16 protein-coding genes are annotated in these 15,556 nt (G+C 65.7%); 9 read left to right on the top strand and 7 right to left on the bottom strand.

The annotated features are described in order from the left end of the window. Positions 1 to 24 precede the first annotated feature (24 nt). The 5 genes from AC1D0O_RS24130 to AC1D0O_RS24110 form a co-directional block, all read right to left on the bottom strand. The gene (locus AC1D0O_RS24130; protein ID WP_477656017.1) at positions 25 to 780 is read right to left on the bottom strand and encodes a hypothetical protein; all 756 of its coding nucleotides are present in this window, start codon (positions 778 to 780) and stop codon (positions 25 to 27) included. Beyond that, the gene (locus AC1D0O_RS24125; protein ID WP_477656016.1) at positions 770 to 1,768 is read right to left on the bottom strand and encodes a stage II sporulation protein M; all 999 of its coding nucleotides are present in this window, start codon (positions 1,766 to 1,768) and stop codon (positions 770 to 772) included. The genes AC1D0O_RS24130 and AC1D0O_RS24125 overlap by 11 nt, the downstream gene beginning before the upstream one ends. After that, positions 1,765 to 2,481: an RDD family protein gene (locus AC1D0O_RS24120; RefSeq protein ID WP_477656015.1), complete on the bottom strand. Its 717-nt coding sequence runs from the start codon at positions 2,479 to 2,481 to the stop codon at positions 1,765 to 1,767. Before AC1D0O_RS24120 ends, AC1D0O_RS24125 begins: the two co-directional genes overlap by 4 nt. Before the next feature lie 11 nt (positions 2,482 to 2,492). After that, entirely contained in the window at positions 2,493 to 3,002 is a 510-nt protein-coding gene (locus AC1D0O_RS24115) for an RDD family protein (RefSeq protein WP_477656014.1), read from the bottom strand. A gap of 121 nt (positions 3,003 to 3,123) precedes the next feature. Beyond that, positions 3,124 to 6,315: an Rne/Rng family ribonuclease gene (locus tag AC1D0O_RS24110; RefSeq protein ID WP_477656013.1), complete on the bottom strand. Its 3,192-nt coding sequence runs from the start codon at positions 6,313 to 6,315 to the stop codon at positions 3,124 to 3,126. A gap of 625 nt (positions 6,316 to 6,940) precedes the next feature. Here AC1D0O_RS24110 and AC1D0O_RS24105 point away from each other — a divergent pair. The 5 genes from AC1D0O_RS24105 to AC1D0O_RS24085 all read left to right on the top strand — a co-directional run bounded on the left by AC1D0O_RS24105 (position 6,941) and on the right by AC1D0O_RS24085 (position 10,896). After that, positions 6,941 to 8,098 carry an RluA family pseudouridine synthase gene (locus AC1D0O_RS24105; protein WP_477656012.1) on the top strand — a complete coding sequence of 386 codons (1,158 nt, stop codon included), beginning with the start codon at positions 6,941 to 6,943 and terminating at the stop codon, positions 8,096 to 8,098. After that, the gene (locus AC1D0O_RS24100; protein WP_477656011.1) at positions 8,095 to 8,709 is read left to right on the top strand and encodes a hypothetical protein; all 615 of its coding nucleotides are present in this window, start codon (positions 8,095 to 8,097) and stop codon (positions 8,707 to 8,709) included. Before AC1D0O_RS24105 ends, AC1D0O_RS24100 begins: the two co-directional genes overlap by 4 nt. Before the next feature lie 64 nt (positions 8,710 to 8,773). Next, entirely contained in the window at positions 8,774 to 9,433 is a 660-nt protein-coding gene (locus AC1D0O_RS24095; RefSeq protein ID WP_477656010.1) for an HAD family hydrolase, read from the top strand. Between the two features lie 17 nt (positions 9,434 to 9,450). Further along, positions 9,451 to 9,816, top strand: coding sequence for a Rieske (2Fe-2S) protein (locus AC1D0O_RS24090; protein WP_477656009.1), 366 nt, complete (start codon positions 9,451 to 9,453; stop codon positions 9,814 to 9,816). A gap of 21 nt (positions 9,817 to 9,837) precedes the next feature. Continuing rightward, entirely contained in the window at positions 9,838 to 10,896 is a 1,059-nt protein-coding gene (locus AC1D0O_RS24085) for a S49 family peptidase (RefSeq protein ID WP_477656008.1), read from the top strand. A 63-nt stretch (positions 10,897 to 10,959) separates the two neighbouring features. On the opposite strand, the gene AC1D0O_RS24080 is transcribed toward AC1D0O_RS24085, so the two are convergent. Further along, a complete protein-coding gene (locus AC1D0O_RS24080) occupies positions 10,960 to 11,727 on the bottom strand; it encodes an SAM-dependent methyltransferase (protein ID WP_477656007.1) in 768 nt (255 codons plus the stop codon). Then, entirely contained in the window at positions 11,724 to 12,344 is a 621-nt protein-coding gene (locus AC1D0O_RS24075) for a Maf family nucleotide pyrophosphatase (protein WP_477656006.1), read from the bottom strand. The genes AC1D0O_RS24080 and AC1D0O_RS24075 overlap by 4 nt, the downstream gene beginning before the upstream one ends. Positions 12,345 to 12,370: 26 nt before the next feature. Here AC1D0O_RS24075 and AC1D0O_RS24070 point away from each other — a divergent pair, with 26 nt between their 5' ends. The 4 genes from AC1D0O_RS24070 (at position 12,371) to AC1D0O_RS24055 (ending at position 15,522) form a co-directional block, all read left to right on the top strand. Continuing rightward, positions 12,371 to 12,922, top strand: a complete 552-nt coding sequence (locus AC1D0O_RS24070; RefSeq protein ID WP_477656005.1) for a YceD family protein — start codon at positions 12,371 to 12,373, stop codon at positions 12,920 to 12,922. A 239-nt stretch (positions 12,923 to 13,161) separates the two neighbouring features. Further along, positions 13,162 to 13,344, top strand: a complete 183-nt coding sequence (rpmF, locus tag AC1D0O_RS24065; RefSeq protein ID WP_007873878.1) for a 50S ribosomal protein L32 — start codon at positions 13,162 to 13,164, stop codon at positions 13,342 to 13,344. 85 nt (positions 13,345 to 13,429) lie between these two features. Next, on the top strand, positions 13,430 to 14,545 hold the full coding sequence (gene plsX / locus AC1D0O_RS24060; protein ID WP_477656004.1) for a phosphate acyltransferase PlsX: 1,116 nt from the start codon (positions 13,430 to 13,432) through the stop codon (positions 14,543 to 14,545). Continuing rightward, on the top strand, positions 14,545 to 15,522 hold the full coding sequence (locus AC1D0O_RS24055) for a beta-ketoacyl-ACP synthase III (protein ID WP_477656003.1): 978 nt from the start codon (positions 14,545 to 14,547) through the stop codon (positions 15,520 to 15,522). The genes plsX and AC1D0O_RS24055 overlap by 1 nt, the downstream gene beginning before the upstream one ends. The last annotated feature ends 34 nt before the right edge of the window (positions 15,523 to 15,556 follow it).

Below are 15,556 nucleotides of genomic sequence, written 5' to 3'. Positions count from 1 at the left end.
TTGCGGCAGCGTGACGCGCGGCAGTCAAGGGCTGCCCCCGGCCGGCGCGGGCGTGAAGGCGCGGCGAAATTCCTGCTCGATGTCCCAGGCTTCGAGTTCGACGCGGCGGTTCAGGTACATCGCGAAGCCGGCCGCCACGAAGAAGGGCTCGACCAGGCCGACGGCGAAGGCGTAGACCAGGGCGAGGCTGAGGCTTTGCAGTGTGGACTCGGAAGCGATCAGCCAACGCCAGAGTTCAGAGAGGGTGCCTTCGGGCGCGAACCAGAACAGGATGGAGAGAAGGGCGAACTCCAGCGCGATCTCGACGTTGGAAAAAATCAGCTGCATGCCGGCGCCCGCACCGCGCCGCCCGCGCAGCAGCTGGTCGCGCCGCTTGCGCCTGGCGCCGCCGCGCTGGCCTTCGAGCTGGTCCACGGCCTGCGTGTAGGAGCGCCAGGGCGACAGCCGCCGCCACAGCAGCGTGCGCAGCAATTGCCCGCCCCACACCTGGGCGCGTTGCTCCCAGAGGTCTTTCCAGCGCGTGGACTGGCCGAACACCGCGCGCGACAGGATGAACAGCAGGCTGCGGTCGAACCAGGGCTTGAGGCAGAAGATCAACAGGCCGGGCAGCCAGTAGGCGAACTCGATGGTGCACAGCACCAGCGCGATGACCACCACATACATGGGCAGGAAGGTGCGCCAGATGGAGCCGGCGTGGCGGCGCACCAGCGCGACGCCGAGGTCGGCGGCCTCGGCCATGGGCCGCGGCCGCAGCGCGACGGCCAGCGCATCAACCTGCATGGCGCTGCCCTTCGCCCGCGGGCGCGGCGCCTGCGCGCGGCCGTCCCTGCCAGCCCAGGTAGGCGAACACCAGGGCCCAGCAGGCCGCGCCGGCGCCGTATTTCACGGCGGGGGTGACCCAGCGCGCCGAGGACCAGAAGGCTTCGACGGCGGCGGCGATCAGCAGCAGGCCGATGACACCGTAGACCACCACGATGGCGTGGCGGGCGGCCAGCCGCAGCGCCTCGAGCCGCGTGTGCCGGCCCGGCGCGATCAGCGCATAGCCCAGGCGCAGCCCCGCCGCGCCGGCGAGCACGATGGCGGTCAGCTCGAAGGCGCCGTGGGTGACGACGAAGGAGCAGAAGTTTTGCCCGTGGCCGGAGGCGATCAGGTAGCCGCCGACGGCGCCTATCTGCACGCCGTTGAACAGCAGCACGGCGGCGCTGCCGACGCCGCCGAAGATGCCGGCCGCAAAGCAGCGAAAGCCGATGCCGATGTTGTGCATGACGTAAAAGCCGAACATCTGCCAGTCGCCGCTGGCGTCCCGGTTGCGCCCGAAGGACTTGGCGCTGTCGCTGTACATGCTGTCGAAGTTCTGCACCTGGGCCGCGTCCAGCAGGTGCAGGATGAAGCCCGGATCGCGATAGGTGGCCAGGCCCGCGGCGAGCAGCGGCACCACGAACAGCAGGGCCGACACCAGCAGGTAGGCCCGGTGCGCGCGCACCGCCTGCGGGAAGTCGACCAGCACCAGCCACCCGAGGCGCGCCAGGCCGTAGTCGTGGCGCCGGTAGATCAGCCGGTGGGCGCTTTGCGTCAGGGTCTCCAGCCGTTGCGTCAGGTGCACGGGATAGGCGCGGGCCTGCGCCAGCGCCAGGTGTTCGCAGACGCGGCGGTAAAGCGTGGCCAGCCGCGCGCCGTCGAACTTGCGCTCGGTTTCGGCGACGCCGATGACGGTTTCGAGTTCAGTCCAGAGCGGCGCATAGGCCGCTTCAAATTGCAGAGGTGTCATCGCTTCGCGTCCCCTTCGCGACGGCCCATCAGCCATTGCGCCACGCCCAGCAGGCGTTGCGTGGCGCTGCTGCCCGGCACGCCTGTGCCCAACACCGGCTCGGCCAGGGCGGCAAGCTCGCCGAGGCGCTCGGGCGTCAGTCGCGTGGCGCGGCCAGCCCAGGCGAGCACCGAGGCCTGCTCGGCGGCGGACAGCGGCCGCGCGGGCGCCTGCGGCGGCGACAAGGGCACCTCGCCGTGCAGCTTGACGGCATCGGTGAAAACAACCAGCGTGCCGGCGGCCAGGTCGCCCAGGCGTTTGCTGTCATTGCGCCAGAGCATGGACACCAGGCCGGCGCCGAACAGCGCGGGCATGAAATCGGCGGCACGCAACAGGTTGCGGGTCAGCGAAGCGGCGGGCGTCACCGGCAGGCCCGAATCCATCACCACGCGCAGTCCCATGGCCCGCTTGCCGGGGGTGGCGGCCGCGCGGGTTAGCTCGAACACCACGGGATAAAACCATTCGAGGCCAAAGTACGCGAGCAGCAGCACTGCCACCCCGGCCTTGCCCATCACGCCGACCGTGATGGCCACGGCGATGAACAGGCAGCCGCGTATGGCCAGGTCGATCAGGTAGGCCAGCCCGCGCGCGACGATGCCGGCGGGCCGCAGGGACAGGGTGATGCCCTCCGGCGTTTCGGCCGTGTAAAGCGTGTCAAGGCGCGCGGTGGCCACAGGCTGGGGTCTCAGGCCTTGATGACGATGGTGTCGGCGATCTCGTCGTGCAGGCAGCGGCGGGACTTGCGAAAGATCATCAGGCAGTCGATCAGCGAATAAATCCAGACCACGACCATGATGAGGGTGGCCACGAAGCCCGCGCCGTAGCGCAGGGCCAGGCGTGTAGGGGAAACGGCTTCGCCCGAAGGCCTGGTAATGCGTATCTTGAGCAGGACCTTGCCAATCGTCTGGCCGCGCGTCGCGAGCAGGTAGCCGTTGAGCAACAGGAAGACCAGGGTGCCGACGGCCATGCTCAACGGGTTGAAGGACCACGCGCCGACTCCTTGCATGGCCCAGGGGTTGTACGGGGTCATCAGCGACACCAGCCAGAGCACCAGGCTCTGGAAGAGCGTGTCGAGGATCACGGCGCCAAGCCGTTCAACGCGGCTGGCCAGCTGCGGGCCCTGGTTCGCGTCGGCCACGTCTTCCACCACGGCCTGCGGCGGTGCGTAGCGCGCATCGTGCGTTGGGTTGTCCATCGTCTTCCCCCCTTTGTCGTTTTGTTGGACTGATTCTAGGGCCAGTTTCGGGGCATAAAAAAAGCCCGCATGCGCGGGCTTTTTCAGGGGGTGGCCGCCGAGGCGGCCGGGGTCGGGGCGTTTACTGGCCCGCCGACTTTTCGAAGGGCAGGGACATCGCGCCCAGGTCGCGTTTGGTCTCGACCAGCACCAGCGGGCCTTCGTCGGCCACAACCAGCGGCGGGCGCTCGCGCGGCACGTGCACGGCCTTGGTTTCGGCGGCGATGGCGGCCTTGACCTCGGCGATCTTGGCCGCGTCGGAATTCACCCACTGCAGGCCTGAGGACTGGGCCACCTGGGCCAGCTCATCCAGGGGAAGCGCATAGGACTGGACCTTGGGCAGGCTGATGCCAGCGGGCGTTGGTGCCGGTGCCGCGGCCTGGACCGGTGCGGGCGCCGGGGCGGCCACGACAGGTGCTGGCGCGGGCGCCGGTACGGCAACGGCCACGGGTGCCATGTAGGCGGGGGCCGGTGCCGTTGCGGGCACAAAGGGCGCTGCAGGCGTCACCGCGGCTGCGGGTGCCGCATAGTCGGCGGCTGCCGGGGCGCGCTCTTCAGGAGCCTGGGGCTGCTGGCGGGGCTGGGAAAAACCGGCCGGGGCTGCGTCCACGCCGCCTTCGGCGGGCTGCTGCTCGGTGCGCTCGCCGTTTTCACCGCGTTCGCGGCGATCCCGGTCGCGGCCGTAGCGGTCGCGGCTGCGGCGCTCGCGCGGCTGGCGCTGTTCGTCGCCCTGGCCGTTGGCCGCGGGGGCGATCACATTGCCGGCTTCATCGAGCAGAGGTGCTGCTGCGGGCGCGTCGGGGTTGAAGCCTGCCGCGCCTTCGGCGGGGGCGTTCTGGCCTTCGGCGCCTTCGGGGCGGTCTGCGCCGCGGCGCTCGCCACGGCGGCCGTTGCGGTCACCGCGTTCACGGCGGCCTTCACCACGTTCTCCGCGGTCAGCACGCGGCTCGCGGTTGCCCTGGCGCTCGCCGTCCTGGGGTGCGCGTTCCTGGCGTGCTTCGCCGATGTCACCTCCCATGGCGGCTGCCATGGCGGCCTGGTTGGCCAGTGCGAGGTCCTGCTCGACGGCGTCGCGCTGGATGCGTTCACCGCGCTCACCACGTTCGCCGCTGCGTTCACCGCCGCGCTCGCCGCGTTCACGGCGGTTGCGGCCGCCTTCGCGGCCTTCACGGTTGGGGGTGTCGCCGCGCGGCTGGTCGGCTGCGCCCTCGGCGCGGGCTTCACCGGCTGGGCGTTCCTGGCGGCCTTCGGCATTGCGCTCACGGCGCTCGCCGCCGCGGCCTTCACCACGTTCGCCACGGCCTTCGGGGCGTGCTTCGCGGCCTTCGCTACGGCCTTCAGCGCCGCGGCCCTCGCCACGTCCTTCGCTGCGGCCGCGGCCACCGCGCCGGCCGTCACGGCCGCCGCGCTCGCCACCACGGTCCGAACGCTCGCCGCGCTCGCCGCCGCGGCCTTCAGCGCCACGGCCTTCGCGCCGGCCTTCGCCGCGCTCGTCTTTTTTCACTTCCTTGGCCGCAGGCGCCGGTGCTTCGGCGCCGCCGAACAGGCCCTTGATCCAGCCGAAGAAGCCTTTTTCAGCAGGCGCTGCCGGAGCCACGGGTGCGGGGCGGGCGGCGGCCTTGGGCGCCGCGTGCGGCACGGCTTCGGGCTTGGGCGGGGCCACGGGGGCGGGCGCATCGGGCAACACGCCCTTGATGATGGGCTCCTGCTTGTTGTGCTTTTCCTGGCTGCGGCGCGTGACGGTGGTCGGGTCCTCAATTTCGTCGGCCATCTTGTAGCTGGCGGCGATGTTGTCCAGGCGCGGGTCGTCGTGCTTCAGGCGTTCCAGGCGGTAGTTGGGGGTTTCCAGCGTCTTGTTGGGCACCAGCAGCACGTTGATGCGCTGCTTGACCTCGATCTTGGCGATTTCGGAGCGCTTTTCGTTGAGCAGGAAGGAGGCCACGTCGACCGGGACCTGGCACAGCACCGAGGCCGTGCTGTCCTTGAGGGACTCTTCCTGGATGATGCGCAGGATCTGCAGCGCCGAGCTCTCGGTGTCGCGGATGTGGCCGGAGCCGCCGCAACGCGGGCAGGGGATCGATGCGCCTTCGGACAGGGCCGGGCGCAGGCGCTGGCGGCTCATTTCCATGAGGCCGAACTTGCTGATGGTGCCGAACTGCACGCGGGCGCGATCCTGTCGCAGCGCGTCGCGCAGGCGGTTTTCGACGTCGCGGCGGTTGCGCGACTCTTCCATGTCGATAAAGTCGATGACGATCAGGCCGCCAAGGTCGCGCAAGCGCATCTGGCGCGCGACTTCATCGGCGGCTTCCAGGTTGGTGCGGGTGGCGGTTTCCTCGATGTCGCCGCCCTTGATGGCGCGGGCCGAGTTGACGTCGACCGAGACCAGGGCCTCGGTGTGGTCGATCACGATGGCGCCGCCGGACGGCAGCTGCACGGTGCGGGCATAGGCCGATTCGATCTGGTGCTCGATCTGGAAGCGGCTGAACAGCGGCGCGTCGTCGCGGTAGCGTTTGACGCGGTGCTCGTGCTCGGGCATCACGTGGGCCATGAACTGCTTGGCCTGCTCGTAGACGTCGTCGGTGTCGAACAGGATGTCGCCGATGTCGCTGTTGAAGTAGTCGCGAATGGCGCGGATCACGAGGCTGGATTCCTGGTAAATCAGGTAAGCGCCCTTGCCGCCCTTGCCGGCGCCGTCAATGGCGGTCCAGAGCTTGAGCAGGTAGTTCAGGTCCCACTGGAGTTCAGGCGCGCTGCGGCCGATGCCGGCGGTGCGGGCGATGATGCTCATGCCGTTGGGGTACTCGAGCTGGTCCATCGCTTCTTTGAGCTCGGCCCGATCGTCGCCCTCGATGCGCCGGCTCACGCCGCCGCCGCGCGGGTTGTTGGGCATCAGGACCACATAGCGGCCGGCCAGGGAGACGAAGGTGGTGAGGGCCGCGCCCTTGTTGCCGCGTTCTTCCTTTTCGACCTGGACCAGCAGTTCCTGGCCTTCCTTGATGACGTCGTTGATGCGCGCCTGGCTGACCGGCACGCCCTGGGCGAAGTACTGCTTGGAGATTTCCTTGAACGGCAGGAAGCCGTGGCGGTCTTCGCCGTAGTCGACGAAGCAGGCTTCCAGCGAGGGCTCGACGCGCGTGACGACGGCCTTGTAGATGTTGCCCTTGCGCTGTTCGCGCCCTTCGATTTCAATTTCGTAGTCGAGGAGTTTTTGTCCGTCGACGATCGCCAGGCGGCGTTCTTCAGCCTGAGTGGCGTTTACCAGCATCCGTTTCATGGGTAGCCTTCCTTATCGTTCTTCGTTTTGATGTCATGTCTGAAACATCAATCACATGCCCAAAATGGGCCAACGACGCCGGAGGGACGCAGTGCGAACGTGGAGGAATTGCCGGAGAGCTTTTGACAGCGCGCGGCCGACCGAAATGAATCGGTCAGCGACGTGGTCTGGGCGTAGGCGCGTGGATGGAGCGAGCAGGGGTCAAACGGGTGGGTGCCGCGCAAAACGCGGCTGCTTGCGCCCACTGGACAAGGGCCGGCGGCTGATTCATGCCGAATGCGGGGCTCACGAATGTCGTGAGGCGCCGCAGGCATATATAAATCAGACTGACCAGTGTTGTCATCAGAGGGCTACCCGTTAAAGGACTTGTTCTCGGCTGGATCCGCGTGCAGCCTGTTGTTCGTGACTTGGGCTGCACACATGGTATTCCGTAGTTGTGTTCGCAAAACGTCGACTCGTCTACCGTGCAAAGACGCTCGCCGCGAGGTGCCTGGCACTCGTCGCTTGCGGGCAATTGCCGGCGTGGGCATCGACCTTCCAGCGAGGCTGCTTGTTCGCCTTTTCAGGGCCGGGGACTTGCGTGGACTAAACTCCAGGCAAATCAACCACTTACAGCGCATCGCTAGTGAAACACATTATAGGGTCAGCAAAGGGCTTGGCAAGGAAACCCGGGAAAACACCGGTATGGGCGTCCGCGGCCATGTCTGCACCTGCCACCCCGGCGGCGCCCATTCCCCGGGCAGCAGCCCCGGCAGCGCCCCAGGCCACGCTGGTGACCGTGGACGAGGACTACGCTGGCCAGCGGCTGGACAATTTCCTGATCCGCCAGCTCAAGGGCGTGCCCAAAACCCATGTCTACCGCATCATCCGCAGCGGCGAGGTCCGGGTGAACAAGGGAAGGGCGCAGGCCGATACGCGTGTGGAAGCCGGCGACGTGGTGCGCCTGCCGCCGGTGCGCACCTCGGAGCGGGCCGGGCAGAAGGCCGAGGCCATGGCGCAGGAAATTGCCCGCCACGGCGCCAGTTCCACCACGGGCGGCTATGCGCCGTCCCGCGAATTCCCCATCCTGTTTGAAGACGACTTCGTGCTGGCCATCGACAAACCGGCCGGCGTGGCGGTGCACGGCGGCAGCGGCGTGAGTTTCGGCGTGATCGAACAGCTGCGCATGGCGCGGCCGGAGGCCGACTTCCTGGAGCTGGTGCACCGGCTGGACCGCGAAACCAGCGGTATTTTGCTGGTCGCCAAGCGGCGCATGGCGCTCAAGCTGCTGCAGGAGCAGTTCCGCGAGCGCGAAACCGACAAGGTCTACCTGGCACTGGCCGGCGGCGCCTGGCCGGCCAACCACCGTGTGATCGACAAGGCGCTGCACAAGTATTTACTGCCTGATGGCGAGCGGCGCGTGAAGGTGGTGGACAACGACCATCCCGACGGCATGCGCTCGGTGACGCTGGTCAAGGTCAAGGCGGCGGTTCCGGCCAGCCCGCTGGCCCCCGCCACGCCCTTCACCTTGCTGGAGGTGACCATCAAGACCGGCCGCACGCACCAGATCCGCGTGCACCTGGCCAATGAAGGCCACCCGATCGCCGGCGACGACAAATACGGCGATTTTGAGCTGAACCGGGCGCTGCAGAAAACCGCGGCCGGCGCGGTGCCGCTCAAACGCATGTTCCTGCATGCCTGGAGCCTGAAGTTCAACCATCCCAAGCTGCGCAAGGTGGTGCACCTGCAGGCGCCCCTGCCGCCCGAGCTGCAGCAGTTTTTGCCGGCGCCGGTTTCCACATGATTCACGATGCTCCTGAAGCGCTTGATTCAAAGAGTGCGGCCAGGCTTACCAAGGGGAAGTTCAGCGGCCTGGCCGGGACGGTGCTGATGTTCGTCCTTGCCGGTCCCGCTCTGTACGGTGTGGCCTATTACCTGGTGGCGGGTGGCTTGGGGCGCGGCGAGTTCCGCTGGAGTGAGGCGCCCTCGCTGATGTTCTGGCCGCTTCTGATGGAGTTCCTGTTTTTGGTGTCGTTCGGGAATCTTGAATCCTTGTTCCAGATTTCGCTCCCTACCGTGTTGGCCGCCGTGGCTTTCTGGCTGCTGAACAAGAAGCTGATGCCTTCCTTGAGCGCCATGTCGGCCTTCCGTTTTGTTTTGTCCAGGTCGGCGGCCTGCCTGGTGGTGTGTGTGTGCGCGTTTGTGGCCTTGAATCCGTCGACAGTGACGCAAGGGTGGGACGCGCTGTATTTTTACAATCCCCGTGTCCGGTCTCCGTACGACGACTCGGAATGGGGATTTCTTGACAGCTATGGGCCGCTTTTCCACCTGACCTTGCTCGGCTTGGCAGGCACCCTGCTCGGTGCAATTTACGGGCTCTCGTCGTGGTGCTTCCGTAAACGTCAGGACAACTGAGGCAGGCATCCCCATGTTTGTCCATGCGCGCGCATAGGCCGGCCTTCCCTAAGACAATATCCCCATGCAAACCCGAAATTTCGACCTGATCGCCTTTGACTGGGACGGCACGCTGTTTGATTCGACCAGCATCATCGTGCGCTGCATCCAGGCCGCGGTGCGCGACGTGGGCGGCACGGTGCCGACCGACAAGGAGGCCGGTTACGTCATAGGCCTGGGCCTGATGCAGGCCCTGGCCCATGCCGCGCCCGACGTGCCGCCAGAAAAGTACCCGCAGCTCGGCGAGCGTTACCGCCACCATTACGCCGCGCACTACGACGACCTGAGCCTGTTTGGCGGCGTGCTGCCCCTGCTCGACGCGCTGAAGGCGCGCGGCCACCTGCTCGCGGTGGCCACCGGCAAGTCGCGCCGCGGCCTCGACGAGGTGCTGCGCACGGTGGAACTCAAGGGCATGTTCGACGGTTCCCGCACCGCCGACGAGACGGCCGGCAAACCCGACCCGTTGATGCTGCATGAGTTGATGGCGGAATTCGGTGTCGCGCCCGAGCGCGTGCTCATGGTGGGCGACACCACCCACGACCTGCAGATGGCGCTCAATGCAGGCTGCCCCAGCGTGGGCGTGAGCTACGGCGCGCATGAGCCCGACACCTTCGCGGTGCTGGCGCCGCGCCATGTGGCGCATTCGGTGCCGGAACTGCACGACTGGTTGCTGGCCCATGGTTGATCTCGGGCGTTAAGGCCATGGACGAACGGCTAGCCCTGTGCAACAGCCGGGACCTGCTCGAAGGCGGGCTGGCGGTTCCCTTCGATGTGGTCTACGCGGGACAGACCTGCCGCGCTTTCGCCGTGCGTTTTGAAGGCATGGTCCATGCCTACCTCAACCGCTGCAGCCACGTCGCGATGGAGTTGGACTGGCAGCCCAACCGCGTGTTCGACGACCAGGGCCAGTGGCTGCTGTGCGCCAGCCACGGCGCCGCCTACCGTCCCGACACCGGCCAATGCGCGGGCGGGCCCTGCCAGGGCGGCCTGATCAAAATACAGCTTTCCGAGGCGGAGGGGGTTGTTTATTGGCATTCTGCTTACAACCTTAAACCGCTACAGTTCTAATACCTCTCTAAACTAACGCCCATGAACGACCCCCATCGCCCCGACCCTCCCATGGACTCTGATTCGCTGCGCGAGTCGGATTTCCGGCCCAACCAGCCGGAGTCCGTTCCGCCTTACGCCCAAACCAAAAAATCCGCCGCCGACCCTTCCGCCACTCCCGGCTGGGAACGCGCCACACTGGAAAAATTGGCTTTCGCCGCGCTCAACGAGCAAAAGGCCACGCGCCGCTGGAAGACTTTTGTGCGCCTGGCCTGGCTGGCTTTCTTTGTCGCGCTGGTCTGGATGGCACTGCACCGCGGCACGCCCGCCAGCGACGCGACGGTTCCGCACACCGCCGTGGTGGAAATCAAGGGCGAGATCGCCGCTGGCGCCGACGCCAGCGCCGAGTTCGTCAATGCGGCCTTGCGCGCGGCCTTTGAAGACGAAGGCGCCAAGGCCGTCGTGCTGCTGATCAATTCCCCCGGCGGCAGCCCCGTGCAGGCCGGCATGATGAACGACGAAATCCTGCGCCTGAAGGCCAAGCACAAGAAGCCGGTCTATGCCGTGGTCGAAGAGACCTGCGCTTCCGCAGCCTATTACATCGCCGTTTCGGCCGACAAGATCTATGTCGACAAGGCCAGCATCGTCGGCAGCATAGGCGTGCTGATGGACGGCTTCGGCTTCACCGGCCTGATGGACAAGCTGGGCGTGGAGCGCCGCCTGCTGACCGCCGGCGAGAACAAGGGCTTTCTGGACCCGTTCAGCCCGCAAAATGAAAAGCAGCGCGTGTTTGCCCAGGCCATGCTGGACCAGATCCACCAGCAGTTCATCGCGGTGGTGAAGGCCGGCCGCGGCAAGCGCCTGAAAGAAACGCCTGAAATGTTCAGCGGCCTGTTCTGGAGCGGCCAGCAGGCCGTGGAACTGGGCCTGGCCGACCAGCTCGGCAACCTCGACTACGTCGCGCGCGAAGTGGTCAAGACCGACGAGATCATCGACTACACGCGCCGCGACAACGTCGCCGAGCGCCTGGCCAAGAAGTTCGGCGCCGCCATGGGCGAGGGCGCGATGAAGGCCTTCAAGGCGATTCCTGCACTGCGCTGAGCCATCGAAACCCCGTTAAAAAGCCCGCATTACGCGGGCTTTTTGATTGGCGAGAGGCTCTTTTTAACGGCCTATGCCGAACACGGTCGGCAAGTCCAGCGGCGCCTGGGGTTTGTCGCGCTTCCAGGCGCTGACCTGCGCGCTGCGCGACCAGCCGGCGCCCAGGGTCAGGCCACAGCTCAGTGCCAGCCGGGTGTTGCCCTGCAAAGTTTGCAGCAGCGACTGGAGCAGGGCGGCGTTGCGATAAGGTGTCTCGATGAAGAGTTGGGTCTGGCCGGATTTCAGGGCCAGCGACTCCAGCTCGCGTATGCGCTGCACGCGCTCGGCCGGCGTTTGCGGCACATAGCCGGCAAAGGCAAAGCTCTGGCCGTTGAGGCCGCTGGCGGCCAGCGCCAGCATCAGCGACATCGGGCCCGTGAGCGGCACGACTTCCAGTCCCAGGTCATGCGCGGCGCGCACCACCGACGATCCCGGGTCGGCGATTGCCGGCATGCCGGCTTCGCTGACGAGGCCCATGTCGCGGCCGTCCAGGGCGGCCGCCAGCAGCGGGCGCGCGTCGAAGTTGCCACTGTGGTCGCCTTTTTTATGCACCTCGCGCGGCAGTTCCTGGATCTGCTGCGACTGCAGCGGCGCGCTGAGCGGCTGCAGCGCGTCGATGCGCTTGAGGTAGGCGCGCGTGCTTTTGGCGTTCTCGCAGATCCAGCAGGTCAGTTGAGATGCTCTCTGCAGCGTCTGCAACGGCATGACGTCCTGCAGCGGCGCCTGCGTGTCGCAGCCGAAATCGAGCGGCGCGGGCACCAGGTAGAGCTTGCCCTTTGCTGCGGCGCTCATGGCCGGCCTCCCGACAGCAGCTTGACGCCGGCCGCCTGGATCATTCGGCAGGTGCGTATCAGCGGCAGGCCGACCAGGGCCGTCGGGTCGTCGTTGTCGATGGACTCCAGCAGCGCGATGCCCAGTCCCTCGCTCTTGGCGCTACCCGCGCAGTCGTAAGGCTGCTCGATGCGCAGGTAGTTTTCGATCTCCTCGTCGCTCAGGTCGCGGAACTTGACCTTCACGGGGGCCAGGCTTTGCGCCTCATAGCCGCTTTCGAGGCACACCACGGCCACGGCGGTCTGGAAAATCACGGTGCGCCCGCGCATGCGGCGCAGTTGTTCGACGGCATTTTCATGGGTACCCGGTTTGCCCAGCGGCTCGCCGGCCAGGTCGGCCACCTGGTCAGAGCCGATGACGACGGCGCCCGGGAAGGCTGCTGCTACCGCGCGGGCCTTGGCCAGGGCCAGGCGCTCGGCCAGCGCGCTCGGCGCTTCACCGGGCTGCGGGGTTTCGTCCACGTCGGGCGCGGCGACTTCAAACGGGATGTGCAGCCGCTCCAGCAATTCGCGGCGGTAGCGTGAGGTGGAACCGAGGACGAGAGGGCGGTTTGTGGCGGGAGCGGAGGCAAGGGTCATGCCTCGATTCTCTTACACTGCATCCTATGTCCAGATCCCTTCAGCCCAGCCGGCTCAACATGAAAGCGTTCGCCCAGGAGGGCGTGGCGCTCACTGAAACCACTCCGCTACAAAATATGGAGCGCCTTGCCGAGGAAACGCAAGGGCTGCAGGCCGATTCGACGGTGCAGTGGGAGGCGCTCGGCGAGTTGCGCCCGCGCACCGGCGCGGACGACGAGGTGTGGCTGCACCTGCAGGCCCGAGCCACCGTCCCGCTGACCTGCCAGCGCTGCATGGGCGTTGTGGAGACGCCGGTGGAGGTCGACCAGTGGTACCGTTTTGTCGCCAGCGAAGATATTGCCATGGCCGAAGACGACCAGTCCGAAGAGGATTTGCTGGTGATGGAGCCCCAGTTCAACCTGCTCGCCGTGCTGGAGGACGAGTTGCTGATGGCCTTGCCCCTGGTGCCCATGCACGAGGAATGCCCGGTCGCGCCAAAGCTGAAGGCGGGTGACATTGCGGAGCCGGATGAAGCCGGCGAGCCCGAGAAAAAGCCCAACCCGTTTGCCGTACTGGCGCAGCTTAAAACCAAAAAATAGTAATTTGGTATTACATATTCGGGCGACAAACCCCTTGAATAGGCCGACATTTCACGCGCAGCAAGGTGGTGTAGTGAAAATGACGCCGCATCAAGCTATAATCAAAGGCTTCGCGTACCAATGCGGTGAATACGGTGACATGGCGCCCAGGCTGCCATCGACCGATATTCAGGTCCAGCTGTCTGAACTCGGAATTTGGTGCGTAATTTACCAACCTTACACCCCATCAGGAGCGGATCATGGCCGTCCAGCAAAACAAAAAGTCACCTTCCAAGCGCGGTATGCACCGTTCGCACAACGCACTCACCGTGCCAGGCATTGCCGTGGAATCCACCACCGGCGAAACCCACCTGCGCCACCACATCAGCCCCACCGGTTTCTACCGTGGCCGCAAGGTGCTGAAAACCAAATCCGAAGCGTAATTTCACGCTTTGAGCATGGGCCCGCACTCATCCTGCGGGCCTTTCTTTTGTCTGAACTCCTCATTTTGACTGCACCGGTCGCCTCATGATCAGGATCGCTGTCGATGCCATGGGCGGCGATATCGGCCCCGCCGTGACGCTACCAGCCAGCCTGGCGTTTCTGGACGACCACCCGGATGCCGCCGTGGTGCTGGTGGGCCAGCCTGAAACCCTCGCGACGCACCCGCTGCACGCGCGGCTCCAGGCTCATCCACGCTGCCAGATCGTCCCGGCCAGCGAGATCGTCACCATGGACGATCCGATCGAGATCGCTCTTCGGCGCAAGAAGAATTCCTCGATGCGGGTCGCAATCAACCAGGTCAAGGAAGGCGCGGCTCAGGCGGCGGTGTCGGCCGGCAATACCGGCGCCCTGATGGCGATTGCCCGCTACGTCCTCAAGACCCTGGAAGGCATAGACCGCCCTGCCATCGCCACCCAGTTGCCCAATGCCCTGGGCGGCGCCACCACGGTGCTGGACCTGGGTGCCAATGTCGATTGCACCGAAGAGCACCTGCTGCAATTTGCAGTGATGGGCTCTGCCCTGGTAGCCGCCATCACCACCAATCCCACGCCTAGCGTCGGGCTGCTCAATATCGGCGAAGAGGCGATAAAGGGCAGCGAAATGATTAAAAAAGCCGGTGAATTGCTGCGATCTGCTTCGAATTCCGGTGATCTGAATTTTTATGGGAATGTCGAGGGCAACGATATTTTCAAGGGAACGACGGATATTGTTGTCTGTGATGGCTTTGTCGGCAATGTGGCCCTCAAGGCCAGTGAGGGCCTGGCCAGCATGATTGGCGGCTTCATGAAGATCGAGTTCTCCCGCAATATCTTCACCAAAATTTCGGCCATCATCGCTTATCCGGTTCTAAATGCCTTTAAAAACCGAGTTGACCACAGGCGCTACAACGGTGCGGCGCTACTCGGCCTGCAAGGCCTGGTCTTCAAGAGCCACGGCTCGGCCGATGCCTTCGCGTTCGAGAGGGCGCTGAATCGGGCTTATGATGCGGCTCGGAACAATTTGCTTGAGAGAGTCCGCGAACGTATTGCCCATGCGGCCCCTTTGCTGGCTGCGGCGCAGGCGGCACCTTCCGCCGATACGCCGACCGAGGCCTTCTCAATGCCAGTTGACTCAGCAGTTTCAACATCGGCCACTCATTAATGACCCGTTATTCACGCATCACCGGCACCGGTAGTTATTTGCCGCCGCGCCGACTGACCAACGCCGAACTGGCCGCCGATCTGGCCACCCGAGGCGTGGAAACTTCCGACGAATGGATTGTGGAGCGCACCGGCATCCGGGCCCGCCACTTCGCCGCGCCCGACGTGACCAGCAGCGACCTAGGCGTCGAAGCGGCAAAAAATGCCCTGCAGGCCGCCGGCCTTCAAGCATCCGACATCGACCTCATCATCGTGGCCACTTCGACGCCCGACATGGTGTTTCCGTCCGCCGCCTGCATTTTGCAGAACAAGCTCGGCATTGCCGGCTGCGCGGCCTTTGATGTGCAGGCCGTGTGCAGCGGCTTTGTTTATGCACTGACGGTGGCCGACGCCATGATACGCACCGGTTCGGCCAGCAAGGCCCTGGTGATAGGCGCGGAAGTGTTCTCGCGCATCCTGGATTTTTCGGACCGCACCACCTGCGTGCTGTTCGGCGACGGCGCCGGCGCCGTGGTGCTCGAAGCTTCGGAGACACCCGGCATTCTCGCCAGCGACCTGCATGCAGACGGCAAGCACGTCGGCATCCTCTGCGTGCCCGGCAATGTCTCGGGTGGCCAGATCCTCGGCGACCCCCTGCTCAAGATGGACGGCCAGGCCGTGTTCAAGCTGGCCGTGGGCGTGCTCGAAAGCGCGGCGCGCGCCACGCTGGCCAAGGCCAACATGACCGACACCGACATCGACTGGCTGATTCCGCACCAGGCCAATATCCGCATCATGCAGAGCACGGCCAAAAAACTGAAGATGCCGCTTGAGAAACTGGTGGTCACCGTCGACCAGCACGGCAACACCTCCGCCGCCTCCATCCCGCTCGCGCTGGATGCGGCGGTGCGCAGCGGCAAGATCCAAAAAGGCGACACCCTCATGCTCGAAGGCGTGGGCGGTGGCTTTACCTGGGGTGCGGTGCTTCTCAACTACTGAGCGGCTCCGCTCCCTATCCGCCAGCTTCAAAGAC

The organism is Polaromonas sp. P1_F2 (assembly GCF_056405735.1).
Note: the sequence above shows the minus strand (reverse complement) of the source record. Positions and strands in the feature narration are given on the sequence as shown.